The 25,624-nt window shown below is 65.8% G+C and carries 25 protein-coding genes and 1 pseudogene; 7 read left to right on the plus strand and 19 right to left on the minus strand.

Going from position 1 to position 25,624, the window contains the following annotated elements; translation table 11 throughout:
- Entirely contained in the window at positions 1-1,230 is a 1,230-nt protein-coding gene (locus ACIUM1_RS00785) for an acyl-CoA dehydrogenase family protein (RefSeq protein WP_406815427.1), read from the minus strand.
- 224 nt (positions 1,231-1,454) lie between these two features.
- On the opposite strand from ACIUM1_RS00785, the gene ACIUM1_RS00790 reads away from it, so the two are divergent.
- From ACIUM1_RS00790 to ACIUM1_RS00800, 3 genes are all read left to right on the plus strand, one after another.
- Entirely contained in the window at positions 1,455-2,261 is an 807-nt protein-coding gene (locus ACIUM1_RS00790) for an acyl-CoA thioesterase (RefSeq protein ID WP_406815428.1), read from the plus strand.
- 62 nt (positions 2,262-2,323) lie between these two features.
- Positions 2,324-2,842 carry a nuclear transport factor 2 family protein gene (locus ACIUM1_RS00795; RefSeq protein WP_406815429.1) on the plus strand — a complete coding sequence of 173 codons (519 nt, stop codon included), beginning with the start codon at positions 2,324-2,326 and terminating at the stop codon, positions 2,840-2,842.
- Between the two features lie 7 nt (positions 2,843-2,849).
- Complete coding sequence (locus ACIUM1_RS00800; protein WP_406815430.1) at positions 2,850-3,950, plus strand: NAD-dependent epimerase/dehydratase family protein; 1,101 nt, start codon at positions 2,850-2,852, stop codon at positions 3,948-3,950.
- 5 nt (positions 3,951-3,955) lie between these two features.
- Here ACIUM1_RS00800 and ACIUM1_RS00805 read toward each other — a convergent pair whose 3' ends face one another.
- On the minus strand, positions 3,956-4,927 hold the full coding sequence (locus ACIUM1_RS00805; RefSeq protein ID WP_406815431.1) for an aldo/keto reductase: 972 nt from the start codon (positions 4,925-4,927) through the stop codon (positions 3,956-3,958).
- A gap of 92 nt (positions 4,928-5,019) precedes the next feature.
- Here ACIUM1_RS00805 and ACIUM1_RS00810 point away from each other — a divergent pair, with 92 nt between their 5' ends.
- Positions 5,020-6,354: an acyltransferase gene (locus ACIUM1_RS00810; protein WP_406815432.1), complete on the plus strand. Its 1,335-nt coding sequence runs from the start codon at positions 5,020-5,022 to the stop codon at positions 6,352-6,354.
- A 43-nt stretch (positions 6,355-6,397) separates the two neighbouring features.
- On the plus strand, positions 6,398-7,483 hold the full coding sequence (locus tag ACIUM1_RS00815; RefSeq protein ID WP_406815433.1) for an IS630 family transposase: 1,086 nt from the start codon (positions 6,398-6,400) through the stop codon (positions 7,481-7,483).
- On the opposite strand, the gene ACIUM1_RS00820 is transcribed toward ACIUM1_RS00815, so the two are convergent.
- The 10 genes from ACIUM1_RS00820 to ACIUM1_RS00865 form a co-directional block, all read right to left on the minus strand.
- Positions 7,480-9,081: a purine-cytosine permease family protein gene (locus ACIUM1_RS00820; protein WP_406817883.1), complete on the minus strand. Its 1,602-nt coding sequence runs from the start codon at positions 9,079-9,081 to the stop codon at positions 7,480-7,482. The genes ACIUM1_RS00815 and ACIUM1_RS00820 overlap by 4 nt on opposite strands.
- A 210-nt stretch (positions 9,082-9,291) precedes the next feature.
- On the minus strand, positions 9,292-10,206 hold the full coding sequence (locus ACIUM1_RS00825) for a formate/nitrite transporter family protein (RefSeq protein WP_406815434.1): 915 nt from the start codon (positions 10,204-10,206) through the stop codon (positions 9,292-9,294).
- Positions 10,203-10,472: a hypothetical protein gene (locus ACIUM1_RS00830; protein ID WP_406815435.1), complete on the minus strand. Its 270-nt coding sequence runs from the start codon at positions 10,470-10,472 to the stop codon at positions 10,203-10,205. Before ACIUM1_RS00830 ends, ACIUM1_RS00825 begins: the two co-directional genes overlap by 4 nt.
- Positions 10,469-11,098, minus strand: a complete 630-nt coding sequence (locus tag ACIUM1_RS00835; protein ID WP_406815436.1) for an RNA polymerase sigma factor — start codon at positions 11,096-11,098, stop codon at positions 10,469-10,471. Before ACIUM1_RS00835 ends, ACIUM1_RS00830 begins: the two co-directional genes overlap by 4 nt.
- A gap of 10 nt (positions 11,099-11,108) precedes the next feature.
- The gene (locus ACIUM1_RS00840; RefSeq protein ID WP_406817884.1) at positions 11,109-12,164 is read right to left on the minus strand and encodes an acyl-CoA dehydrogenase family protein; all 1,056 of its coding nucleotides are present in this window, start codon (positions 12,162-12,164) and stop codon (positions 11,109-11,111) included.
- 23 nt (positions 12,165-12,187) lie between these two features.
- Complete coding sequence (locus tag ACIUM1_RS00845) at positions 12,188-12,721, minus strand: OsmC family protein (protein WP_406815437.1); 534 nt, start codon at positions 12,719-12,721, stop codon at positions 12,188-12,190.
- Positions 12,722-12,884: 163 nt separating this feature from the next.
- Positions 12,885-14,099: a Dyp-type peroxidase gene (locus ACIUM1_RS00850; RefSeq protein ID WP_406817885.1), complete on the minus strand. Its 1,215-nt coding sequence runs from the start codon at positions 14,097-14,099 to the stop codon at positions 12,885-12,887.
- Positions 14,100-14,203: 104 nt separating this feature from the next.
- Positions 14,204-15,457: an iron uptake system protein EfeO gene (gene efeO, locus ACIUM1_RS00855; RefSeq protein ID WP_406815438.1), complete on the minus strand. Its 1,254-nt coding sequence runs from the start codon at positions 15,455-15,457 to the stop codon at positions 14,204-14,206.
- The gene (efeU, locus tag ACIUM1_RS00860; protein ID WP_406815439.1) at positions 15,417-17,027 is read right to left on the minus strand and encodes an iron uptake transporter permease EfeU; all 1,611 of its coding nucleotides are present in this window, start codon (positions 17,025-17,027) and stop codon (positions 15,417-15,419) included. Before efeU ends, efeO begins: the two co-directional genes overlap by 41 nt.
- A 91-nt stretch (positions 17,028-17,118) precedes the next feature.
- A complete protein-coding gene (locus tag ACIUM1_RS00865; RefSeq protein WP_406815440.1) occupies positions 17,119-17,952 on the minus strand; it encodes a DUF3097 domain-containing protein in 834 nt (277 codons plus the stop codon).
- A 220-nt stretch (positions 17,953-18,172) separates the two neighbouring features.
- On the opposite strand from ACIUM1_RS00865, the gene ACIUM1_RS00870 reads away from it, so the two are divergent.
- A complete protein-coding gene (locus ACIUM1_RS00870) occupies positions 18,173-18,460 on the plus strand; it encodes a DUF3349 domain-containing protein (protein WP_406815441.1) in 288 nt (95 codons plus the stop codon).
- A 77-nt stretch (positions 18,461-18,537) separates the two neighbouring features.
- Here the strand turns inward: ACIUM1_RS00870 and ACIUM1_RS00875 are convergent, their stop codons facing one another.
- The 5 genes and pseudogenes from ACIUM1_RS00875 to ACIUM1_RS00895 all read right to left on the minus strand — a co-directional run bounded on the left by ACIUM1_RS00875 (position 18,538) and on the right by ACIUM1_RS00895 (position 23,715).
- Entirely contained in the window at positions 18,538-19,608 is a 1,071-nt protein-coding gene (locus ACIUM1_RS00875) for an ABC transporter ATP-binding protein (RefSeq protein WP_406815442.1), read from the minus strand.
- Between the two features lie 2 nt (positions 19,609-19,610).
- The gene (locus ACIUM1_RS00880) at positions 19,611-20,432 is read right to left on the minus strand and encodes a carbohydrate ABC transporter permease (protein ID WP_406815443.1); all 822 of its coding nucleotides are present in this window, start codon (positions 20,430-20,432) and stop codon (positions 19,611-19,613) included.
- 7 nt (positions 20,433-20,439) lie between these two features.
- Positions 20,440-21,344: pseudogene (locus ACIUM1_RS00885) on the minus strand (carbohydrate ABC transporter permease); the annotation flags it as partial.
- Between the two features lie 60 nt (positions 21,345-21,404).
- Positions 21,405-22,730 (minus strand): ABC transporter substrate-binding protein, encoded by a 1,326-nt coding sequence (locus ACIUM1_RS00890; RefSeq protein WP_406815444.1) that lies wholly within the window; start codon positions 22,728-22,730, stop codon positions 21,405-21,407.
- Positions 22,720-23,715 (minus strand): sigma-70 family RNA polymerase sigma factor, encoded by a 996-nt coding sequence (locus tag ACIUM1_RS00895; RefSeq protein WP_406815445.1) that lies wholly within the window; start codon positions 23,713-23,715, stop codon positions 22,720-22,722. Before ACIUM1_RS00895 ends, ACIUM1_RS00890 begins: the two co-directional genes overlap by 11 nt.
- A gap of 169 nt (positions 23,716-23,884) precedes the next feature.
- Here ACIUM1_RS00895 and ACIUM1_RS00900 point away from each other — a divergent pair, with 169 nt between their 5' ends.
- Positions 23,885-24,235 (plus strand): DoxX family protein, encoded by a 351-nt coding sequence (locus tag ACIUM1_RS00900; protein WP_406815446.1) that lies wholly within the window; start codon positions 23,885-23,887, stop codon positions 24,233-24,235.
- A gap of 10 nt (positions 24,236-24,245) precedes the next feature.
- Here ACIUM1_RS00900 and ACIUM1_RS00905 read toward each other — a convergent pair whose 3' ends face one another.
- Together ACIUM1_RS00905 and pncA are read right to left on the minus strand one after the other, a co-directional pair.
- The gene (locus tag ACIUM1_RS00905) at positions 24,246-25,046 is read right to left on the minus strand and encodes a ketosteroid isomerase family protein (RefSeq protein ID WP_406815447.1); all 801 of its coding nucleotides are present in this window, start codon (positions 25,044-25,046) and stop codon (positions 24,246-24,248) included.
- Entirely contained in the window at positions 25,046-25,606 is a 561-nt protein-coding gene (pncA, locus tag ACIUM1_RS00910) for a pyrazinamidase PncA (protein ID WP_406815448.1), read from the minus strand. Before pncA ends, ACIUM1_RS00905 begins: the two co-directional genes overlap by 1 nt.
- Between the last annotated feature and the right edge of the window lie 18 nt (positions 25,607-25,624).

The following is a 25,624-nucleotide window of genomic DNA, read 5'->3' on the forward strand; positions in this document are numbered from 1 at the left end:
TTAGCTTTTGCCGCGCCGCACCTGGTTGAACGGCACACCGCGGTCGTCGGCGCGCTCGCGCGGGAAGTTCAGCACTCGCTCGCCGATCACATTGCGCGCCATCTCTGTGGTGCCGCCGCCGATGCTGGCGGTCTGACGGCCCAGATAGCGCGTTCCGATATCGAGTAATCCGCCCTCGTCGTCAACCACCGCGCCTGGGCCGGCCACGGCCAGCGCGGTATCGGTCTCGACGTCGTGCACCTCGGCCATGTACAGCCGGATGATCGACCCCGCGGCGGGCGGCAGGGCCCCGCCGGCCACCGCATGGAAGACGTGTTCACTGAGTTGTCCATGCACGGCCCGGTGTACCAGCGCCCGGCCGACCATTTCCTGGAGCCGCTGGTTACCGGCCTGGTTCGTCTTTTCGATCAGCGACACCAGGTCGACCGAAACATCGTGGGCTTCAGCGATTCCCGGCCCGCTGGTGTACTCCGAGCCGTCTCCCATGGTGCGCCGCTCATGGTAGAGCTGCCGCGATGCGACGTCCCACCCCTTGCCCGGCTCACCGACGACGGCGTCGTCGCCCACGTCGACGTCGTCGAAGAACTCTTCGCAGAATTCGACGGAGCCGTTCACCTGCCGGATGCGATTGATGGTGACACCGGGATGGCGCAGCGGCACCAGGAACATCGTCAGGCCATCGTGTTTGGGGACGTCCCAATTGGTTCGGGCCAGACACAGGCCGTAGTCGGCGGCGAACGCCCAGGTGCTCCAGGTCTTGGCGCCGTTGATGACCCACCGTCCGTCCCGGCGCTCGGCACGGGTGATGACGCCGGCCAGATCCGAACCCCCGCTGGGTTCGGACAGCAGTTGCACCAGCACCTCGTCGCCACGCAGCGCGGCCGCAATGTGCGTGCGCTTCTGCTCCTCGGTGCCCATGTCGAGAATCGTTGCGCAGCAGATGGCAAACGATGGGACGTTGAGCAAAAGCGGAGTCTCGTATGCCTGGGACTCGACGTCGAACGCCTTCTTGTATTCGTAGCTCAGCCCGAGCCCGCCATACTCGCGCGGGAAGCAGATCCCGGCAAATCCGCCTTCCCACAACAGCTTTTGTAGTTCCCGAGCCCGGTGCCACGACGGCAGCTCATCACGCTCCAGCAGCGCGGCCTTGGCCGGATCGAGTCTCGGCATGGTCGCGGCCAGCCAGGCCCTGGCCCGGGTCCGGAATTCCTCGACCGACTCGGAAGTCACACCGATGGCCTCTCATTCGAGCGTCGACCTTGTGCTGGGCGACTGTACAGCACCGTCACACGGGTGTACAGGCGCGTCGGCTCGGCGCCACATGCCAAGACCCGGTGTTCGGCAAGGCGGCCGGCCGCAAGTAATCTGCGGTCGACTCGTGTCGGGGCGGTGACGGTGGCGGTGGCGCGGCCCGGCCGAACGGCGCTGCACGCTCTGGCGAACAAGGAACCCACATGACCGACACACATCCGTTCGACGAAGCCCTCCTGCTCGACACGGTCGATGCGGACGTCAGGCGCGGCCGCACGCACCCGGAGTGGGCCAACATGGTCGGACCGTTCGGCGGGATCACCGCCGCCGTCATGTTGCGCGCCGTCGAAACACACCCCGAGCACATCGGGGAGCCGCTGGCCCTGACCGTCAACTACGCCGCGCCGATCGCCGACGGCGACTTCGACCTCACGCTGCGGGCCGCGCGCACCAACCGCACCAATCAGCATTGGATCGTCGAGCTCAGACAGGACGACGTGGTCAAGACGACGGCGACCGCGATCTTCGCGGTCCGGCGCGAAAGTTGGTCCGACACGGAGAGCCACCCGCCGAGCGCGCCGCCGCCCGAGCAGGTGGCTGCGATCGATCCGGGCCTCGTTCGATGGACGAGCCTGTACGACATGCGGTACGTCGAAGGGGCGATGCCCGGTAAAGGCGGGGTTCCGGGTCCGTCGTCGACCTCGACGCTGTGGGTTCGCGACAGTGCGGGACGCCGGGTCGACTATCCGGCGCTCGCCGCGATGTGTGACATCTTCTACCCGCGGGTGTTCCTGCGCCGCGGCGGCTTCATCCCGTCCGGCACCATTTCGTTGACCACGCACTTTCACGCCGACCAGCCTCAGCTCGACACCCTTGCGGGCGACTTCGTGCTGGCCACCGCCCACGCGAACCGCTTTTCTCGCGGCTATTTCGACCAGAGCGCCAAAGTCTGGACGCGGGACGGCGGGCTGCTGGCCACCACGCATCAGATCGTCTACTTCAAAGGGTGACCGGTTTACACTTCGCCAGTGAAACGTCACGCCGGGACGGTTACCGGAAGAATCGAGCCGCAATGACAGAGCGCGCGGAAGGCCTGGTCGCCGAGACGCTGCCGGCACGGGAGTCCATCAAGCAGCTCAAGGCCCGCTACTGCCGCTACCTGGACACCAAGGACTGGGCGGCCTGGCGGACGATCTTTGCCGACGACTTCGTCAGTGACACGTCCGAGGCCGGCGGCAAGCTGATCGCCGGCGCCGACGCCTTCGTGGCGTTCACCCGCCACGCCCTGGGCCGCCCTACCCAGCCCACCGCCCACCAGGTGCACACACCCGAAATCGAGTTCACTTCGGCGACGACCGCCCGAGGGATATGGGCGTTGCAAGACGTGGTCCGGTTCGGGCCCGGGGTAACCTTGGTCGGCTACGGCCACTACCACGAAACCTACGAGAACATCCACGGTGAGTGGCTTATCAAGAGCTCCAAGCTAACTCGACTCCGCGAGGACATCGTGACGCCGTTCTTCTCGATCTACGTGTCTCCCCGGGTTCGCACCGCGATCGGCCGGATCGCCGGCCGCCTGATGGATCGGTGACTCGCCGATGACAGTCGACACCGTGTTGGTCACCGGCGCGTTCGGGCAGGTCGGTAAGCGCTGCACGCAGATCCTGCTGGAGCGGGGACGGACCGTCGTCGCGATGGATCTGCGCAACGACAACACGGTCACCGCCGAGAAAGAACTCGCCGCCGGCGGGTGGCCGGGAACGCTGATTCCCGCGTACACCGATCTCCTGGACGCCGAGGCGGTGAGCGAGCTGGTCGCGGCTCATAACCCGGGGGCCGTCGTTCACCTGGCCGCCGTCGTCGCTCCGCTGTCCTACCGCAAGCCCGCGGTGGCCCGGCGCGTCAATGTCGGTGGGACCGAGAACCTTTTGGCGGCCTGCTCGGCGCTCCCCCGCCGGCCACTGTTCCTGATGGCGTCCAGCGCCGCGGTATACGGGTCGCGCAATCCCTACCGTCAGCCCGAGCGGATCACCCCGGATACCCCGGTGAACCCCATCGATCAGTACGGCCAGGACAAGGTGCTCGCCGAGGCGGCCATCCGCGGCAGCGGCCTGCCGTACGCGCTTTTCCGGCTGGGCGGCGTCATCTCGCCGGACACCCACACGACGGTCAACGGCGACTCCCTGCTGCTGATGCGATCGATGCCTGGTGACAACCGCATGCATGCGGTGGACGCGCGCGATGTGGCGCTGGCATTCGCCAACGGGGTCGATCGCGAGTCGACCATTTCCGGCAAGGTCCTGCTCATTGGCGGCAACGAGTCCTACGTGCTGACGCAGCGCGAGCTCGAGGACAGCATGATGCAGGCCATCGGCCTCGGCGCGCTGGGCCCGTCGGCGAGCCTGCCCGGCGACCCGGCCGACGACCGCGGCTGGAGTTTCACCGGCTGGTACGACACCACCGAAGCGCAGGCGCTGCTGGACTTCCAGGAGCACGACTGGAGCCAGACGATGGCGTGGGTTGCCGAATCGCAGGGCCGCCTGCGACTCATGCTGCGGGTGCTTGCCCCGGTGCTACGCCCGGCGCTGCGTGCGGTTCTGATCGTTCAGCGCCGGCTGGAGGGACGCGGCCCCTACGCCGACCCATGGTCGCTGATCGAGAAGAAGTATGGCACAGCGGCTTTGGCCAGCGTCGACTAGCGCGACTAGCGGTCGATCCAGGCCATTTGCGCCTCGGCGTGATGCCCTCCCACGGGCCGGGTGAGGCGATCGAGTCTGGCCAGTTGGTCGGCCGTCAGTTCCACCGCATCGGCACCGACGTTTTCTTCCAGGCGGGTGACACGTTTAGTTCCGGGAATGGGAACGATGTCAGGCCCTTTCGCCAGCAGCCAAGCCAACGCAACCTGAGCCGGCGTGGCGCCGACGTCCACGCTGATGTCGCGTAACTCGTCCGCGCACCGCAAATTGTGCTGAAAGTTGTCGTCGAAAAACCGCGGATTCGTCTTGCGATAGTCGGTGTCAGGCAGCTCCTGCGCGGAGCGGATGGCGCCGGTCAGGAAGCCACGGCCCAACGGCGAGTAGGCGACGAACCCGATCCCCAACTCGCGCAGCACCGGCAAGATCTCGTCTTCTTGATCTCGTGTCCACAGCGAGTATTCCGATTGGACGGCGGTGATGGGATGCACGGCGTGGGCGCGACGAATGGTGTTCACGCCGACCTCGGACAGCCCGATGTGCCGAACCTTCCCGGCGGCCACCAGCTCGGCCAGCGCTCCGATGGTGTCTTCGATGGGGGTCTGGCGGTCGAGGCGGTGCTGGTAGTACAGATCGATGTGCTCGGTCGCCAATCGTTGCAGCGAACCGTCCACGGCGATGCGGATGTTGGCGGGACTACTGTCGAGGCCGTCGCGGCCGGTGTGCGAAATCAGGCCGAATTTGGTTGCCAGCACTACCTGATCGCGCCGGCCGTGCAAGGCACGGGCCAGAAGTTCCTCGTTCACATACGGGCCGTAAACCTCGGCGGTGTCGATCAGCGTGACACCCAGATCGATGGCGCGATGAACGGTGCGGATCGATTCGGCATCATCACTGCCCGCGCCGGCGTAGGCCACCGACATCCCCATCGCACCCAGACCGAGACGACCGACCTGTAACTCGGCGAGTCGAGCCAGCTTCATGGGATGTCCCCTATTCATCGGTTGCGCGAGACCCCGCCGCCTGCTGGACGGTACCGTGGCGCTGTGTACCGCGTCGAGCCTCCCCCGATCTGATGGACCGCGCAAACACCGCGCGACCGGCGCGCAATCTGGCGGTCGACTACTACCGGGTATCGGGCGTGGTGCTGATCGTGCTGGGACACTGGCTGGCCGGATCGGTGACCTACCACGACGGACAGTTCGGCCGACAGAACCCGCTCGTCGACCAGCCCTGGACCCAATGGCTGACCTGGCCCTTCCAGGCAGTGCCGGCATTCTTCCTGGTTGCCGGCTACGCCGCCGCCGTCTCCTGGACGCATCGGCACGACACCGACGGCGTTTCGCGTCGGACCTGGGTGCAGCGCCGACTGGCGCGAGTCCTCGGGCCGACGGCCGTGTACATCGCGTTGGTGTCGGTGGTCGTGATTATCCTGGGCGCGTGCGGTGTGGCCGGCGCTGTGCTCGAGTACGCCGGCTGGGCGGTGGCGATGCATCTGTGGTTCCTGGCGGTGTACCTGGTGGTGGTGTCGCTGACGCCGATTGCCATTGCCGCACAGCGCCGTTGGGGTCTGCTGGTGCCGGGCGTTCTCGCCCTGGCCATCGCGGTGACCGACGTCGCCCGGCTGGTCGGCCACCTGCCCTACCTCAACTGGGTGAATTATCTGCTGGGTTGGGGCACCTTGTATCAGCTCGGGATCGCTTGGCACGGCGGGTCATTAGGGGGTCGCAAACCCTTTCTGCTGGCCGGTGTTTCCGCGGTGGCGCTGGCATTGCTGGTGTGGTTGAAGATTTATCCGGTCAGCATGATCGGTGTTCCGGGACAGACCATCGACAACACGACACCACCGACCGTCGCCCTGGTGGCGTTCGGGTGCGCCCAAGCCGGAATCGCGATGGCGGCCGCACCCGCGCTCGACCGCGCGCTACGGGCCATGCGCGCCGAGCGGGCGCTGTCCATCGCCAACAACAACATCATGGCCCTCTACCTGTGGCACATGATTCCCGTCGTGATCGTGGCGATCGTCGGTTATCCGGCCGGGCTGTTGCCGCAGCCGCCCGAAGGTGGCGCGGACTGGTGGCTGGCCCGGCTGGAATGGGTGGTCGTCCTCGGCGTGGTAACTGTGGCCGAGATGGCGCTGCTGTTCTGGGCGCGAAGGGTTTTCGCCGCTCCCCTACCCATGCTCGGTGTCCCGCTCACGGAACGCTGGGCGGAACCGGTGATGTTGGCCGGTGCCGCGATGGCGGCCTACGCGCTGTCGCTGATTGCCGCCGATGGCTTTGCCTCCGATGGGCACTTCCCGTGGCTGACGGCGGTGATCTTGGCGGCCGGCACGCTGCTGGCGGCGTTTCGGCCCGCGGTCTGGCAGGCGCGGCGCGGGCAGACGGTGCAGCAGTACGAAAACACCTAGTGTCGCGAGTCGTTAATTCGCGATCACTGGGTAGACTTGGGGTGTGCCGAGTCCGATTGCTGTGCCCGTGGTGTTGACCGATGAGGAACGTGAGCAGTTGCAGGGGTGGGCGCGCCGCCCCAAGAGCGCCCAGGCGTTGGCCTTGCGCTCGCGGATTGTGCTTGCCTGCGAAGGGGATTCGAGTAATACCGCGGTAGCACGCGATCTGGGTATCACGCGGGGAATGGTGACCAAGTGGCGTAATCGCTTTGCCGCTGACCGCCTGGAGGGATTGCTCGACGAGCCGCGCCCGGGCCGGCCCCGGGTGGTCGGTGATGAGCGGATTGAAGCGTTGATCACCGCGACGCTAGAGACCACGCCCCCCGATGCCACGCACTGGTCGACGCGGTCGATGGCCGAGCATCTGGGTTTGAGCCAGTCGATGGTCTCGCGGGTGTGGCGGGCGTTCGGATTGGCTCCGCGCAAACAGGATTCGTGGAAGCTGTCCAAAGACCCGCTGTTTGTCCAGAAGGTCCGTGACGTCGTCGGGTTGTATCTGAACCCACCCGAGCGGGCGGTGGTGTTGTGCGTGGATGAGAAAACCCAGATCCAGGCCCTCAACCGCACCGCACCGGTGTTCCCGATGCTGCCCGGCACGCCGGCGCGAGCCAGCCACGACTACGTCCGCCATGGCACCTCGAGCTTGTATGCCGCCCTGGATCTGGCCACCGGCCAGGTCATCGGTGCCCTGCACTCGCGTCACCGCGCCCAGGAATTTCTGGCCTTCCTCAAGAAGATCGACACCGCGGTGCCTGCCGACTTGGACTGCCATGTCGTCTTGGACAATGCCTCCACGCACAAAACACCGCAGGTCAAACGCTGGCTGAACGCTCACCCACGCTTCGTGTTGCACTTCACCCCGACCAGCTCAAGCTGGCTCAACCTCGTCGAGCGCTGGTTCGCCGAACTGACCACCAAAAAACTGCGCCGTGGCACCCACACCTCGGTGCGCCAACTCAACACCGACATCCGCGCCTGGATCGACACGTGGAACGACAACCCGCGCCCCTACGTCTGGACCAAGACCGCCGATCAAATCCTCGAATCCATCGCCAACTACTGCAAGCGAATTAACGACTCACAACACTAGCCGTGCGCCGGCAGCACGTGATCGGCGAGCTTGTCGGTGGACAGGCATAGCGAGCAGACATGCGCGCCGTGCGTCCGACACGCCAGCACGTCGGGCCGCTCGTAGTCGTGATGGCAGACATGGCATTTCAACGTTGCGGCCGATGGGTTGCCGTATTCGTCATACATCGGCAGGTCGATACCGTCGTCGCTGCGCCGCAGGTAGTACTTGCCTCCGGTCGCGATCGCCAGAATCGGAGGCATCACCAACGCGATGACGATTGCGACCAACGGTGAATAGGCGCGCAAATCTGCGCCGAGGCCCCCGAAGAAGGCGATGATGGACAGCCCGGCCGCCAGCAGCATCGACCCGAACCCGACCGGGTTGATGGCATACAGCATGCCGCGCCGAAACTCCGGTGTCTTCGGCGACAGCTTCAGCAGGTACTTGTTGAAGACGATGTCCGAAGCAACCGAAACCACCCAGGCCATACCGCAATTGGCGTAGAAGCCAAGAATCGTGTTCAGGAAGTCGAACATGTTGGCTTCCATCAAGATCAACGCGATGACGAGGTTGACGCCCAGGAATACCACCCGCCCCGGGTAATGCTTGGTGACGCGGGTGAACGAATTGGTCCACGCCAGCGACCCCGAGTACGCGTTCGTCACGTTGATCTTTATCTGGCTGAGCACGACCAGCACCACGGCGAGCGTGATCGCGAGCCAGCTCGGCATGAAATTGCGGTAAATCAGCAGGAATTGATGCACGGGCTGGTTGGCAACCGACGTAGAGCCGGCGACCTCTGAAATCAGGTAGACCGCCAGGAACAGTCCGATGATCTGCTTGATCGCACCGAACACCACCCAGCCGGGTCCCGCGAGCAGCATCCAGGTCCACCAACTCCGGGAGTTCGCGGGTGTCCGCGGCGGCATGAACCGCAGATAGTCGATTTGCTCGGCGATTTGAGCGATCAACGACAGGCACACCCCCGCTGCCAACAGGCTAGAGCCGACGTTCTCCGCGCCGTTGCCACCGTGGCCGCGGTAGGCGAAGAACTGGTGGATCGAGTGCGGATGGCTCACCACGAGGTAGATGAACGGGATGACCATCAGGATCAACCACAACGGCGTCGTCCAGAGTTGCAGCTGGGACAGCACTTTCATGCCGTAGATCACCAACGGGAAAATGATCAGCGTCGAGCAGGCGTAGCCCGCCCACAGTGGAATGTGCAGGCCGAGCTTGAGGCCCTGCGCCATGATGGAGCCCTCGAGGGCGAAGAAGATGAACGTGAACGTCGCGAAGATGACGTTGGTGACCACCGAACCGTAGTAGCCGAAACCACTACCACGGGTGATCAGATCCAAGTCGAGGTTGTAGCGCGCCGCGTAATAGGCCAACGGCAGCCCGGTCGCAAAGATCACCGCGGCGAAGATCCCGATTCCGCACAGGGCGTTGCCGGTGCCGTAGGAGATGCCGACATTGGCGCCGATCGCGAAGTCGGCCAGATACGCGATACCGCCGAGTGCCGAGATGCCGACGACCGCAGTGGACCACCGCCGGTAACTGCGCGGTGCGAAGCGCAGCGTGTAGTCCTCGAGTGTCTCCTTGGTGGCGGTCATGGTGTCGAGGTCGACCGCAGCCACCGACTGGTTCTCGAATTCTCGTTCTGTTTCCTGCGTCATCCACCCTCCCGTACGTGTTCGGCCTGCAAGATAACCGACCAGGGTTGCCATCAGGTGAAGAGAAGATCGTCGCGTCCGCCGCCGCGACATCGGCGGGCTCGACGGCATCCGCGCTGAGCAACCGGGCACCGGCCCCAGCAACGCAGGCTAGACCTTGCGCCGGTGCAGTTGCGCGATGATCCAGAATGGCAACGCCACGAACACCGTGCCGCCGATGAGATTGCCCATTGTGGTGACACCGATGTTGGTGAGCAGACCGTGTTGGCCGAAACCCCAGCTGATCACGCCTCGCGGCGCGGCCGGATGGAAGACATTGAGCAGCAAGGGAAGACCGAGAAATCCGACATTCGCGATCACATGCTGGGTGCCGCCGATGACGAACGCGAACGGACCGTAGAACGCGAACGCCATGCGGGCGACGTCACTGCGGGCCTTGAAGAACATGCACATCGAGGTCTGCAGGAACCAGGTGCACACCACGGCGAGCAGCAGTGCCGTCCAGAAGGGCTGGCCGGCCTTCTGCGTGCCCACGGTCGCCGCCCGCTCGGCAAACGCACCCAGGTAAGGGCCGCCCGCCGCGGCGCACACCGAGACGAATACCAGCGCGCCGAGGACGTTGCCGATCAGCCCGAGGCTCACCAACCCGACGTAGCCGCGGACGTTCAGCGTGCGCTTGAGCACCGCGAGGAAGCCGGCGGCCATGTCCGCGGTGATCAAGGACATGCCCGACACCAGGATGAGGACGAAGGACATGCCGAAGGCCAGGCCCATCAAAAGGCTTGCCACACCCGGTGTTTTGACACCGGTGCTCACCACGAGGGCCAGCAGCACCCCGAACGCCACCATCGCACCGCCTACCAAGGAGCGCATCAGGAACGCCCACGGATGGGCGGCCTTTTCCACAGCCATGGCCGCCACCCGATCCACCATGGCGCCCACCGACAGCGGCTCGAACGGGTCCTCGGGCGCTCCGCCTGCCGCGACGGCAGCAGGGAGCGCCGTCACGTCCTGCGCAACGACGGCATCGCTTGAAAGCCGCGGTGCTTCAGCGTTGATCGTCATCCGTGTTCGCCTTTCCTCAAGGTGTTGATGGCGTTGATGACACCGGCAATGTGGTCCTCGCCGAGCTGCGCCCCGTCGAAGACGTGGCTGAGCAGAATCTTGAGGTCCAGCATCTGTTGCAGGTAGATCAGGCAGGGCGGGCACTCGTCGAGGTGCTTGGCCACGATCGGTCCCCACTGCTGCGGGTCGGAGTCGACGAGATCGTCGACCAGGCGGACGAAGTCGACGCAATCGATGGCGGGAATCGTGTTGTCATGAACGGTCATCGTTGATACCGCTTTTCCAATTCGGTTCGGAGATTTCCCCGGGCGCGGTAGAGCAGTGCCCGTTGCGCCTCGGCGGACAATTCGAGAAGCGCGGCCGCATCGTCGGCCGAGGTGCCGACGATGTCGCGCAAGATGACCAGTTGTCGCTGCCGTTCGGGCAAAGCGTCTAGCGCCGCACGCACGTAGCCGAGGAGTTCGCTTTCGACGGAATGATCTTCGGGGAGAAAGCGCCGCGACGGCGGCACGCGCCAATGCCCGGCATCGGGGTGACCGGCGGGGTGCAGGCGGCCGGACAGCGGGTCGTCGGCGTCACCGTCGGCGGGGGCCAGGACCTCGTGGTGGCGGATCCGCGATTCGCGGCGCCGGTGCCGGGCCGCGGTATGCTTGACGATGCCGAACAGCCAGGTGCTCACCGAGGAGCGCCCCTGAAAAGAATCCGACGACTTCAGGACCTGCAGCCACGCCTCCTGCACGGCTTCTTCGGCAACCGTCGCTGAATCGACCATGGTGCGAGCGAAATTCACCATCGGCCGGTGAAAGTCGCGCACCAAGCTGGTCAGCGGAATCCCGCCGACCAGGCGTTCGGATTCGGCGCCCTCCGGCGGCACCGCCACCGGAGTCACCATAGGCTCGCGCTCAGACGCATCGGGCCAGTTCCCAGCGCAGCTGCGCTTCTGACGGCGACTGGACGGGGATGAATGCAGCCTCCCGATAGCGCCTGCTCGCCGGCGTTCTGCTCGCATACCCCTTACCGCCGGCAGTACGGATCTCCAAGTCGGCGCCGGCGCTGGACAATTCGGCAGCGGCGAGCCGCAGGGACAACAGTTCCTTCTTGGTGGGCGGCTCGGCTCCTCCGACGGCCGCGGCCAGCGTCACCAGCGTGGCTTCGGCGCCAACCAGCTTTTCCGTGGTGCGGTCGACATCGTCGGTGAACACTGCGTTGACGCCGCCGAGTCCCAGCCGGGCTTGGTCCAGGGCCGTCCGGGTCAGCCCCAGGCACATGGCCGACTGCAGGACAAGGAAAGTCGGGCGCACCGCCTGCAGAAAACCGTCGAAGTCACGGGACAACACTTGGTCGGCAGGAACGTAAGCGCCGTCCAGGTTGAGGTAGGACGAGGCGGTGCTGCCCATGGCCAGCAGATCGAAATGCTCACCCACGGTTACCCCGGGCGTCGCCAGTGGCAACGCGACGATCAGCTTCTCGCCGGTATCGGTGCGCGCGGCGGTCACCATGGTTGAGTCCGGGTGCAGGTTGCTGGCCCACCTGATCGGGCCGGAGACCTGGTAGCCGCCGGCCACCGATGTGGCGGTCAACTCCACGCTGCCGCAGCCCGCCGCCTCCTTGAACGCCGCGGCCATTCCGGTAACCCCGAGCGTCGTTCCCGCAACCAGCGGCGCGACGGCTCCGGCACCGAATTGGGTTGCGGCCGTGAGTAAATACTCGACAGTCATGCGGTGCGCCCACATCGAGAATCCGGTACTCATGCATGCCCCGGAGACTGATCGGATCACCTCGGCCATCTCCGGGAGCCGGCCGTCGACATTGCCCGGCGCGCCGATGCCGAGTAGGCCGGCCTCGCCCAGCGCGGTGAAGCTGCGCCGGGAATGACCTTCGCCGCGGTCCAAGTCAGCGGCGTGAGCCCGAATGTCCTCCAGGACTGCGACATCCAACTGGCCGGCCGCAGGATTCATCGTCGCCGTGGTCGGGTGTTGCGTCACGTTGCTTGGTCGGTGATCAGGGCCGAGTCGACGGTTACCGGGTTGCGAAACGTGTTCACCACCGGTGACCAGGCGATGGCGTTGTCGTGGATCTCCTGCAGCGTGGCTTCGTCGGCGTCACCGGCAAGGCTCACCGTGCAGCGAACGGCGCTGAATCCCAAGTACTTGTTGGGCGGGGTGTCCCCCACGCCCCACACCGCGGAGATGTCGATGTCGCCTTCCATCTCGACCTCGATCTTGGTCAGCGTCACGCCGCGATGCGTCGCGTTGGCCAGTAGGCCCACGGACACGCACGAGCCAAGGGCGGCCAGCGCGGTCTCCGAGGGATTCGGGGCCGAGTCGTCGCCCAGCAGCGCGGGCGGTTCGCCCACCAGCATCGGCGCCAAATCGCGGACGTAAGTCATGTTGCGGAAGCCTGTTTCACACACCGTCTTGGCTTTCAGCGTCTTCCTGCCTGTCTCGGGGTTGGACTTCGCGTTACACGACAGCCGGTCCAGGCCTTCGGCGTCGATGACGAGCGCGTCGGTCATGTGAGTTCTCCGTTTCTCGCTGATTGTGCGGGTTCACGGAGTTAGTGCGCGCCGGGCGCCGATGCGTGACGGCGGGTGCGATTGATTTACCGGCCCGAAACGAAATATCACGGGAGCGAAACGCACCGCCGCCGCCGGGCCGCAACCTAGCTGCGAGATTTGCTCAGCCGAACAAACTTTGGCCGATGTAGTGGCCTTCAGCGGGCGGCGGCGGCACCGCAAAGATTGCTGACCCGATGTGGCGGACGTATTCGTTGAGCAGGTCGTGGGCACCCAGGCGGTTCTGTAGGCGAATAAAATCTTGGGGATCTTTTTGATACGAGATGAACAGCAGACCGGCGTTGAGTTGGCCGTTGGCGTCGAGACCGTCGGTGTAGTTGTAGGACCGTCGCCGGATCATGATGCCGTCGTTGTTCTCCCGGGCGGCAAGCCCGACGTGCGACATCGGATCGATGAGCGGATTGCCGTCGGCGCCTTTGGCGGCGAAATCCGGTGTGTCGAATTCGTGCTTGCCGCTCAGCGGCGCCCCTTCTTCCTTGGTGCGTCCGAAAATCCTCTGCTGGTTGCCGATCCGGTCGACGTCCCATGTCTCCATCAACATCCGGATCTTGCGGACGACTTGGTACGTCCCGCCGTTCATCCACGGCTGGTCGCTGTTGTCGACCCAGACGAATTTGGCGTATTCGGCATCGGTGGCGATGTTGCGGGTACCGTCCTTGAACCCCAGCAGGTTTCGTGGCGTGTGCTGGCCGGGGCCGGCGGAGGCTCGGCCGAAACCCAAGACGGCCCAGTACGGCGACACGATGTTGCGGCCCAGCCGGGCCAGGTTGCGGACGGCGTGGTAGCAGACCTGGGGGTCGTCGGCGCACGCCTGCACGGACAGGTCGCCGCCGTGCAGGCGTGGATCGAGGTTGTCCCCGTTCAGCGGCGGCAGGTCGGTGAACACGGCGGGTCGGCGGGGGGCCAGTCCGAACCGATCGCCGAACAGCGATGGGCCCAACCCGATGGTGACGGTCAGACTGGCGGGGCTCAGCCCGTAGGCCTCCCCGGTGTCGGCGGGCGGTTGCACGTCGACCTGTGGCTGAACCGTCCCGACCGGCTTTCCCTGCTGCAGAATCGCGGCGGCAGCCGACCAGCGTGCCAACAGGGTCTGCAGCTCGGCGCGGCCCGCACCGCCGGCCACCGAGAACGACATGAACATGGCGTATCGCTGTGGGGGCGTGTCGATTCCGCCTTGGTGGGGCTGGCCGTAAAAGGGGTAACTGCGGCGTAGATCGACGGTGTCGTCGTCACCGCCGCGTTGCCCCGCCGCCATGGCGTGACCGGCGAAGCCACCGCCGACGGCGCCGATGGCGGCACCGCCGAGCCCGGCCAGCATGGCGCCGCCGAGCGCTCGACGGCGCGACACCGCGCTCGAGTCTGCCGGTGCGCCGGCGCTGTTCGGACCGCCGTCGGAGGATTCGGTGATTTCGTCTGTCACGATCAGCCCGCCGTCACGACTTTTTGGGCGACGGTGGACAGACTCTGGTGCAGCGGCTGGATGACTGCGGTCAGCTTCGTCGCATCGCTTGCCTTCAGCGCCGGCGTATAGGTCTGGTAGCCGCCCAGTGCGGCCGGGTCGCGATATCCGTCCAACGTCGTCAATACGCTTTGGAACTGCTGGTCGATCTGGTGCACGAGGTTGGCGTCGATTTTGTCCAGACCCGGCCGTAGCGAGGCGTACGCCTGCTGAGCGCCTTCGACGTTGCCTGAAAAATCCACCAGGTCAATGTGACTGAAGGCCTCTTCCTCGCCGGTGATCTTGGTGTTTTGAATCTCCTCTATCAGGTCGCTGGCTCCGTTGGCCAGGTCCTCGGGCTTGTACTGCAGGCCCGCGACGATGCCGTTCAATTTGCCGACGTTGCCGACCAATTCGGTGCTGAGCGCCTTGGTCCCGGGTGTGATCGCGCCGCCCTGCCACAGATCGCGTTCGATGGCGTGGAATCCCTTCCATCCCACCTTCGCGTCGACCGGCGTGGATTCACGCATGTCGATCAGATAATCGAGGCTGCCGGCATTGTCGCCGACCGCGAAGCCCGGCAGAACGAAGCCCTCCACGGTGGATTCCGAACGCTCCCAATACAACCGGGCTTTGGCGTAGGCCGCCTTCGCGGCGTCGACCTTGCCCGACTGCACGGCGGCATCGAGTGCCTTCACGCCGTCGTTGAGCTGACCGATCTGGTTGACGATGTAGGCGGCGTAGTCCTTGGTTCCCTGACTGAGGATGCTGGCGACGGTGCCGGTCGGCGTCGCCGGCGCCTTACCCGTCACCGTCAGGGTCTGGTACTCGGTGCTCGCCCCCGGGCAGTAAAGCTGGTATGCGCCGCCGTCCAGCGAAACCGTGAACGAGACCGGGTCCAGGCCGGGTGCCAGATTCTCCTTCTCGCCGACGATCCGCTGTTCCCTGAGCAATTCGACCTCACTGATTCCGGGTGCGTTCGTATTGGCGACCGTGAAGGTCACCGGCCCGGCGGGCACGCTGGTGGTGTCCAGCGCGCAGCCATCCTTGCCGCCGGTGTTGGCCATGGTGACCTTGACCGCGTTGGTAGCTCCCGGCTTCGCCTGCTGGGCAGGATTCGAATTGTCATTCGCGTGGCTGCATGCGGCCACCGGCAATACCGCCGTGGCGGCGAGAAGCGTTGCGGCAAACCATAAATCACGCGACCGGCACTTTGCCCGGGCGATGTGACTCACCATCAATGGATTTCCTCTCATCCTCTTGCCTGCGGTCGGTGCGCATCGCGGCTATCGCCGACAGCGCGCAGGCCAACGCAAAACCGGCTAATACCAGCGGAAGCCAGACACTCCAGAGCTGCCGCTCCCTGCGGTTGCGATCGCTCGCAGCGATCTCGGCCGCTGTCGAATGGTCGTCGGCGCTGGACGTGGACCAGTCCGTCGCCAGCCCGCCGAGACTGACGGTCTTGGCTCCCGCCAGTCCGCCGCCGGTCAAAAGCGCCGTGCGGTTGCTGGTCGCGTGAGCACTTACCACGGAATCACCGCGCGCGAGCACGGTATATACGGTGGTCGTCGACCATTGACCCTGAAACGGTCCCGGAGTGCGGCCGGCCGCGAGACCGACCGGCAGCCGGCCCCCCGTCATGCTCAGCAACTGATCCAGCGTGACTTCCGGCGCACCGTCGGCCCCGGCGACCTCGGAAGCCTGCCATACCTGTACCGGCACGCCGTCCACCGTCTGGTCGTCCGCGGGGACCAACACGATGCTGCGGACGGTCGAGGCGCCCTGCGGGGCGATGGTCAGCTCGCGTCCGTGCGGCCCGGTCCCTATCGACACCGCGGCGGTGTGGCCGGAATGGTCCGAAACGGCGCGCTCCCGCCGCGGCGACGTCGAGCTATCAGCGGGCGTCGTGATCACCAGCCCCGCCCCGGCGACGACGAGCACCGCCGACGTCGCCGCCAGCAGCCTGCTGCGGGCCCGCGGCGTGGCAGCGAGCCGGGCGGGCCACAGAAAGACGGTCAGTACCGGCACCGCATACAGCAGCCAGCCCAGCACCTCGACGAGGCGAGGGTCGGCGGGGATGCCGAACACTCCGGTCGTTGCCGCGCCCAACACCGAATTGCTGGGTATCCAGCCGGACAGGTCGAGCACCTGTTGCTGGCCGACGGTCACCCAGCCGGCCTCGTGCGCGGTGCGCAGTGCACCCAGCACCAGGCCGGCGGCGATCAGCACCAGAAACACCCCGGTGACCCGGAAGAACCGGCCGAGGTTGATCCGCAGGCCGCCGTAGTACAGGCCCACTCCGAGGCCGACCGCCACGACGATGCCAACGGTGCCGCCCAGCACGGCAAACCACCGGTTGCCGTGCGACGTCTCGGCGGCCGCCAGCAAGAACACCGATGTCTCGAAGCCCTCCTTGAGCACGGCCAGGAAGGCCATCACGGCCAGGGCAACCGCGCCACCACGGTTGACGGCCTGCCGGGCTTCGCGCTCGAGTTCCCCCTTGAGCTGGGCGGCGTTGCCGTTCATCCAGATGATCATCGACGTCACGAACACCACCGCGATGGCGTTGATGACGGTCTCCATCATCTCTTGCTGGGCCTGCGGCAGGCTGGCGGCGAACAGGTCGAGGCCGACACCCACGCCGACGCTGAGCAGGACGGCCAGGGCGACACCGGCGAACATCGGCCGGATGGACTGGCCGTTTCGCTTGAGGAAGGCAGCGACGATGCTCACGATGAGCGACGCCTCTAGGCCTTCCCGGAGACCGATGAGGAACGTGCCGATGAATACGCCGAATACGCCCTGCATATGCCCTATTTCCGTCCCGCCGATCGGGACCGTCGGCTTAGCGTAGCCTAACCAAGCGCGGGGCTTTAGTCCTGGTCCGCCGGGTGCCGCGTCAGGAGGCCGGCGCGGTCACGAAGTCGATGAGTTCTTCGACCCGACTGATCAGTGCCGGCTCCAGATCGTTCCAGTCGCGCACCCGCGAACGGATGTGCCGCCAGGCCCTCGCGATGTCCGCCTGATCCTTGTGCGGCAAACCGAGCGCCTGGCAGACGCCGTGTTTCCACTCCACCTGGCGCGGCACCTTCGGCCAGGCCCCCAGGCCCAGCCGCTGCGGTTTCACGGCCTGCCAAATGTCGACGTAGGGATGGCCGACGACCAAGGTGTCGGTGCCGCCCGGTCCCCGCCGCACCGCATCGGCGATCCGCGCCTCTTTGGATCCCGCGACGAGGTGATCGACGAGCACCCCCAGCCGGCGCCCCGGACCCGGGCCGAACTCGGCGACGATGTCCACCAGATCGTCGACGCCACCGAGCTGCTCGACGACGACGCCTTCGATGCGCAGGTCCTCACCCCACACCTGCGCGATGAGCTCGGCGTCGTGGCGACCCTCGACGTAGATGCGGCTGGCCCGGGCGACGCGGGCCCGGACACCCGACACGGCGACCGAACCGGACGCGGTCCTGCCCCCGCCGGTCGGTGCCGGCCGACGCGGCGCGGTGAGGATAACGGGACGCCCCTCGAGCAAATACCCAGGGCCTAAAGGGAAGCCACGCACGTGACCGCGTCGGTCCTCCAGGTCCACGCGACCGTATTCGACGCGCACCACAGCGCCGACGTAACCGGTCTGGGCATCCTCGACCACCAGACCCAGTTCGGCCGGGTGCTCGGTCGAGCGCGGTTTGCGTCGCCCCGCGGCGAGGACATCGGTTCCATAACGATCCACCACGCGGCAATACTAGGAAGCCCTGCGGCCGAACAGTGTTACGGCGCGCCACGTTCGACGAATCGTCACCGAAGTCACTCTCGGCACGCCGGCACCTGCGGCCGAAAAAGAGCGTTTTAACTGTGTGGCGTTACTCAGCTGATGGGCTCGCCGATGGTACGTTGCTGGCTGAGACAAGCACTGCCGCGTACGCGCAACCTGCGGCGGCTAGCGAGGTGGACGAATGGACCTGTCGCATTGGGTGACGAGCATCGTGGCGTTTGTGCGGGCCGGCTACCCCGCGGGCATGCCGGCCACCGGCTACGTGCCGCTGGTGGCATTGACGCGCCGTCGACTGTGCGACGATGACATCACTTCCATCGCAAGGGATCTCATCGCACATCGGCTATGGCCGATCGGTCCCATCGATGTCGGCGTGGAAATCACCCGGATCACCAACCAGCTGCCATCCCCCGACGACGTCGCGCGCATCCAGCGTCGCGTTCATGCGCTGCGCTGCTCTCGCGGATAGGCACCGCCCAGCGATTCAGTACCGTTACGGTGATTTACGCCCCGGGGGCCGCAGGCCGCCAGGTAGGCCGCGCACGATCAACAGATTCGGCCGCCATCCACGCCGAAGAAGTGCAAGTGCCCCGGTTCCGGATGCAGACGCACCCTGCTGCCCTTCTGCGGTGGGTTGCGCCCGTCGGCCCGCGCGACGATGGGCGCATCGATTACCTTGCCGGAGCCGGTGATTCGCCCATACAGGTAGGCGTCTGCGCCTAACTCCTCCACCACGTCGACCTCCATCTCGACCCCGAGGCCACCCAGCTCGAAGTGTTCGGGACGGACCCCGACCACAACCTCGCCCGTGGTGCCGGTGACCTCGCGGGGCAGCTTTATGGGCCAATCACCCAGCCACACAGCGGAATCCACGATAGGAAGGGTGAATAGATTCATCGCGGGCGATCCGATGAAACCCGCCACGAAGACGTTGCCCGGGTTTCGGTAGAGTTCGCGGGGCGGCGCGAACTGCTGCAGCACGCCGTCGCGGAGGACGGCGACGCGGTCGCCCATGGTCATGGCCTCAACCTGGTCGTGGGTGACGTAGACGGTGGTGGTGCCCAGCCGCCGTTGCAATGCGGCGATCTGGTTACGGGTCTGTACCCGGAGTTTGGCGTCCAGATTGGACAGCGGCTCATCCATCAGGAATACCTGCGGCCGACGCACGATCGCGCGGCCCATCGCCACCCGCTGGCGTTGTCCACCGGAAAGGTCTTTCGGTTTGCGATCGAGATAGGGTTGCAGGTCAAGCAGTTTCGCGGCGTCCAGCACGCGCTGACGAATCTGGTCCTTCGGCGTCTTGGCGATCTTCATGGCAAAGCCCATGTTCTGGGCCACCGTCATGTGCGGGTAGAGCGCATAGTTCTGGAACACCATTGCGACGTCGCGATCCTTGGGATCGACGTTGGTGACGTCTCGGTCGCCGATCCGGATACGGCCGGAGTCCACGACTTCCAGCCCGGCCACCATGCGCAGCGATGTGGTCTTGCCGCACCCCGACGGTCCGACCAGGACGACGAATTCACCGTCGCCGACGACGAGGTCCAGGTTGTCCAGTGCCGGGCGGTCCGCTCCCGGGTAGCGGCGGGTCGCCTTCTCGAACGTCACCGAGGCCATGGCTAGCCGCCCATCCCGGTGACCGCGATTCCGCGGACAAACGAGCGTTGCGCGATCGCGTAGATGATGACCAGGGGCAGCATGATAAGCATCGAGGTTGCCATCAGAATTGGCCATCGGGCAACATATTCGCCCTTCATCCGGACCAGACCCAGGGTCAGGGTGGCCAGGCTGTTGCGCTGAATCATCAGCAGCGGCCACAGGAAATCGTTCCAGACGTTGACCCAGGTGAGCACGGCGAGCACCATCACAGCCGGTCGTGCGTGGGGCAGCAGGATGCGCCAATAGACCTGCCACGGTGAGCAACCGTCGAGTATCGCGGCCTCCTCGAGATCGGTGGGCAAGGTACGGAAGAACTGCCGCATCAGGTACGTGCCGAACGCGCTGCCGAAGAAACCCGGCGCGATCATCGCCCACGGGGTGTCCACCCAGCCCAGGGTTCGCATCACCAGGAATTGCGGGATCACCGTCACCGTCAGGGGCACCATCAACGTGCCGAGATAGACGACGAACAGCGCATCGCGGCCGCGGAAATCCAGTCGCGCAAAGGCGTATCCGGCCAGCGAGCAGAAGAAGACGTGCCCCGCGGTGACGCATCCCGCGTACAACACGGTGTTGAAGAACATTCGCCCGAACGGCATCAGCGCGAACACCTCGGTGTAGTTGGACCACCGCGGGTGGGCCGGCAACAGCTTGGGCTCGCTGACCTCGCCTTCCGTTTTCAGTGAACCCGACACCGCCCACGCCACCGGGAACAGCGCGCACCAGGCGACGGCAAGCAGCGCGCCGTAGACGATGGCGCCGCGGACGACGGTGTGCTTCATGACACCCTCACTTAAGCCCACGCGAATTCTCCAAAGATCGTCGATGGCTGACCCGCAACTGCACCACGGTCAGCACCAGCAAGACGGCGAACATCACCCACGCCAGCGCGGAGGCGTATCCGAATTCGAGGAACGAGAACGCATGCTGGAACAGCATGATGCCCAGCACGTAGGTCGCCGATTCGGGCCCGCCGGTGGGGCCGGTGAGGACATAGACCATGTCAAACGCCTGGAAGGCGTGGATGACCGAGATGATCACCACAAACGATATCGACCCTCGGATCAGCGGGACGGTGATGGAGACGAATTGCCTTATCTCGCTGGCACCGTCGATCTTGGCCGCCTCGTAGACCGTTCCCGGAACCCCTTGCATCGCGGCCAGCAGGACAACGGTGGCGAACGGCACGCTGCGCCAGACGCTGACGATGCACAGCGAGACCATCGCCCAGTGCGGATCGACCAACCACGGGACGGGCCCGATCCCGACCCAGCCGAGCATGATGTTGAGCAGGCCGTTGTCGGTGTTGAAGACGAATTGCCACACCACCGCCATCACGACCGACGAGATCGCCAGCGGCAGAAAGACAATCGTCCGGAATATGCCGATGCCCCTGACCTTTTGATTCAGCACCCCGGCGACGGCCAGGCTGATGAGGACCGTCGGCACGACCGTTCCGAGGGTGAAAATCACCGTGTTGCGGATCGCGATCAGGAACAGGGGATCGGAAGTGAACAGGTCAGAGAAGTTCTTCGCACCCACGAATTTGGGTGGGGTGAAGACATCCCATTGCTGAAAGCTCATGTACAGCGAGAAGCCCAGCGGAAAGAGCATGAACACCGCGACCGCCGCCATGTTGGGGGCCACGAACAACCGACCCGCCCAGGCGTGCCGGCGCCACGGGCTCGGGTCCTTCGGGGTCTTGCGCGTCGCCCTTCCGGCCGGGGCGGCCACGCCCGTCACGTCCATCGAGGTCATGGGCTGCGCAACACTTCGTCGACGGAGCGGGACAGTCCGCTCAACGAGGTGGCCGGTTGGCGCCCGCGCAGGACGGGCCCAAAGTTGCGGTCCATCAACGCATTCACCTTTTCCCAGGCCGGCGTGATGGGCAAGCCCTGCGAAAAGGCCGGCCCTTCGGTGAGGACGCTGAGATTGCCGAGCCGTTGATGGGCTTTGGCGAATCCCTCGGATTGCAGCGCCGACCGCAGCACGGGAACGAACAGACAAGACTCACCGATCAACGCTTGCCCGATGGGCCCGGTCGCGAACTTCACGAACTCCCACGCCTGCTCCTTGCGGGGGCTGCTCGCCGAGATTGCCAGTCCGGTGGCGCCGATGTCAGAACACGCGGCGTGACCCTTGCCCAGCGCCGGGCCGACCGGCAACGGCGCGACATCGAAATCGAGGTCCTCGGCTCGGATGTAAGTCTGGTAGCGCCAATGCCCACCGAGCGCGATCGCCGCCCGTCCCACCGCAAAGAGGTTAGGCGTCGACATCGACTGTGTCTCGGATGCGTTGGGCGCAACCCGGTACTGGTTGGCCAGATCGGCGTAGAACTGCACCGCTTCCTGGAACGCCGCCCTGTCGAAGTTGAAGTGGGTCGGATTCAACCGCGGGTTGGACCAGGCAACGCCGTTGTTCATCGCGAACAGGCCGGCCGAGTAGTAGGAACCCCAGGTGTTGACGAAGCCGTACTGGGCGGCCCGCCCGGATGCGTCACGCTTGGTCAAAGCGCGCGCGGTGTCCAGGAATTCGGCGAAATCCCACGGTTGTTCCCACGTCTTGGGCGGCGCAGGCACGCCGGCTTCGGCGAAGAGCCGCTTGTTGTAGCACATGTAGTTGCCCGACCACTGTTCGGGCAGCGCGTACTGCTTGTCGTTGAAGGTGAAGGTTTCGTACAGCGCCGGGATGCTGTCCGCCTTGAGCTGGTCGGCAAACGTCTTGTCCCGCGCCAATAGCGTGTTCATGTCCAGCAGCACACCGCGGTCGGCGAGCTCGGCGTAGGACAGTTCCCACGTCATCAGGACGTCGGGGCATTTGCCGCCGACACAAAACGTCGAAAGCTGTTGCATGACGCCCGGGCCGGACTGCACCGGGCGGACCTTGATGTCGGGATGACGGCGCTCGAACTCGTCCACGATGCGCATCCTGGCGTCACGCTCATCCGGGTTGGCCGCGAAGAAGAAGGTGAGCGCGTCGTCCTCCGGGGCGCACCCGGCCGACCACGGTGCCAGCGCCGCCGCAGAAAGCGCGCCGGCGCCCCGCAGCAGGTTGCGCCGTCCGAACGGCTTATCGAGCATGGCTCTCCTGGTCTTGCCCCGTGGCCGGCTGCCCGGCCGGCTGTGTCTGACGTCCTTGGTACCCGATGAGGTTGTGATGTTCCTGGATTGGCCACCGGGGCAGTGTCAGCGCGGCCCGACGGATTCGGTCGGCACTGCCGGTGATGTCGATCGTGTGGATGCGGTCGTCGGGGCCGATGCCAATCATCAGCAGGACGTGAGCGCGCCCGCGCGCCGCGAGCACGATGCCCGGTGTCCCGTCGATGAGCATGACAGCACCGGCGCGCGCCCGCTGAGCGAACCGGCGAGTCTCCTCGGCGACCTCGCGGGCGCCGTGCAACGTGGTCGGCACGTCCGCCGGGACGAGGGCCGGATCGACCGTGCGCACCACCTCGGGAGCCAGCAGTTCGAGCAGACCGGCGATATCTCCCCCGCGTGAGGCAGCCAAAAACGCTTCCACCACCTGCACGTGGGCGGCCGTGCGACGGGGTGGGGCGGGCGAACCGGCGTGCAGACGCGCCCGCGCCCTGCTGGCCAGCTTCTTGGTGGCGTCCGGTGACCGATTCATCACTTCGGCGATCTGCTCGAACGGCATGGCGAAGACGTCGTGCAGCACGAACGCGGCGCGTTGCGCCGGGGAGAGCCGGTCGAGCACGACGAGCAGCGCTGCGCTCACCGACTCCGCCAGCAGCGCATCCTCGTCGGCCGGCGCCGCCGCCGTCTGGGCCAGCCGGTCCAGTTCGTCGGCCCCGGCCAGCGGTTGCTCGGCGCGACGATTGCGTGCCCGAAGCTGGTCGAACGCCTCCCGCGCGGTGATCGTCGTGAACCAGCCGGAAAGGTTGTCGACTGCGTCGAAGTCCGCACGGCTGGCCTTGAGCCACGCCGACTGCACGGCGTCGTCCGCGTCGGCCATCGAGCCCAGCAGCTGGAATGCGACCGACCTCAGGTGCCGTCGATCTGCATCGAAGCGCTGCGCCAGATCCGCCATGTGTTTTGTTGCGCTCATAGGTCACCTTTTCCCGGTGGAAGTCGTCAAGGAGATGACCGCGCTTAACGGACTTCCTGTGGCAAAGGAGACAAGCACCATGACCTTACCGATTGTGCGCCGCGGTGCGCAGTGCGCGCATCGCGACTCGCCGCTGTGGAAATTGCTGCGCGACAAGGGATTGATCTAGATGAACACTGCACTTGTCCTGGTCACGCTGATTACCGCCGCCATCACCGCCGCGATCGCCATAGCCGACTTCGTTCCGGCGCGATTCGTTCTGGCGAACTCTGCCCAGGTGGGAGTGCCACGGTCCTGGTTGCCGGCGCTGGGCGCGGTGAAGCTGGCCGGAGCCGCCGGCATCGTTGGCGGCCTGCTCGGCCTGCGGGAGCTGGGCGTCGCCGCCGCCGCCGGGCTGGTTGCGTTCTTCGTCGGTGCGGTGGCAACACACCTGAGGGCACGTGTGCTGTACAATATCGCGTTTCCCGGCGCGTACTTGTGCCTGTCGACGGCATCGCTGGCGCTGATGGTCGCCCGGTGAAGGCGGTGGATCAGGCGGGAAAGTAGCTGATCCGGTCGATCGCGTTGGCACGCCAGGCGACATCGGCGAACACAATGGCGCGCCCATGACCCGAGTTGAGCGAGGCCGCGACGGTGCGGCCCGCGCTGATCATCTTGGTGGAGCCGGCGCCGTCCAGCTGCTCCATCAGCTCGGCCAGATCGAGCGGGTCGCGATCACCCAAAGTTATTGCGGCGTCTGATGACAGAGCCTGCGCAGCGGAGAATTTGTCTTGCCGCGCGACGGCGTCCAGGAACGTCGTCACCAACCGCTGGTGGCGCGCTCCCACCCGCCGGAACCCGGACATGAACCCCGCGGTCCCACGCCAGCCTTGGTTGCTCAACAGCCCCCTGGACAGGTTCAGCGCCGGCCCCACCGCCCCCGAGCCGGTGCGCAGGAACTGCAGCATCATGGCGGGAAGCTCCCAGTAGGCGCGTAGTTCGCCAATCTTCCACTCACCGTTGATGTCTCGGAGGTCATAGCGCAGGAACGCGGGAATGTACATCGTCACGGCCGAGCCCATCGCCACCTCGAGCTCGAGATCACGTAGCACTGCCGTGCCGACGACGATGTCGAGATCGCGATGGAACTTGATGTCACGCGGACCGATGAACGTGTCATAGAAGCGGCCGATTTGCTCATGGCCCTGATGCGGTCGCGAGCCCACCGGGTCCTCGATCCGGCCGTCGCCGGTGAACAGTCCCACCCACCCCGCACGATCGTGCGCGGCGGCCGCCTGCGGCGAGCGTTCCACGGCGGCGAGCAGATGTTCCCGATCCAGCGGCACCACCACTACGGTCCCCCTACCAACTCGATGCCGGCGGACCGCATTTCCGCCAGCGCTTCGGCGGCCGAGTCCACGCCCGCAGCCGCGGTCAGGTCGACCAGCACCCTGGTCGTCAGGCCGGCCGCGGCCGCGTCCTCGGCGGTCCGCCGCACGCAGAAGTCGGTGGCGATGCCGACCACGTCGACCTCGTCGACTCCCCGCTGCCGCAACCACCCGAGTAGCGTCGTCCCGTTCTCGTCGACGCCCTCGAAACCGCTGTACGCCGCGGCGTGGGCGCCTTTGCGAAAGACCGCATCGATATTCCGAATGTCCAGATCCGGGCGAAAATTCGCGCCCGGGCTTCCGGCAACGCAGTGCACGGGCCAGGAAGACGAATAGTCGGGCCGGTCGGAGAAATGATCACCCGGGTCGATGTGGAAGTCCTGGGTGGCCACGACGTGGTGGTAGCCCGGGTCACCCGACAGATAGGCGTTGATCGCGGGGGCCAGGGCGGCGCCGCGGGCCGTCGGCACGGAGCCTCCCTCGCAGAAGTCGTTTTGCACATCGACGACGACCAACGCTCGCACGCGCTCCACCCTATCGGT

This window comes from Mycobacterium sp. M23085, from assembly GCF_045343915.1.
In the GTDB taxonomy this organism is placed as follows: domain Bacteria; phylum Actinomycetota; class Actinomycetes; order Mycobacteriales; family Mycobacteriaceae; genus Mycobacterium.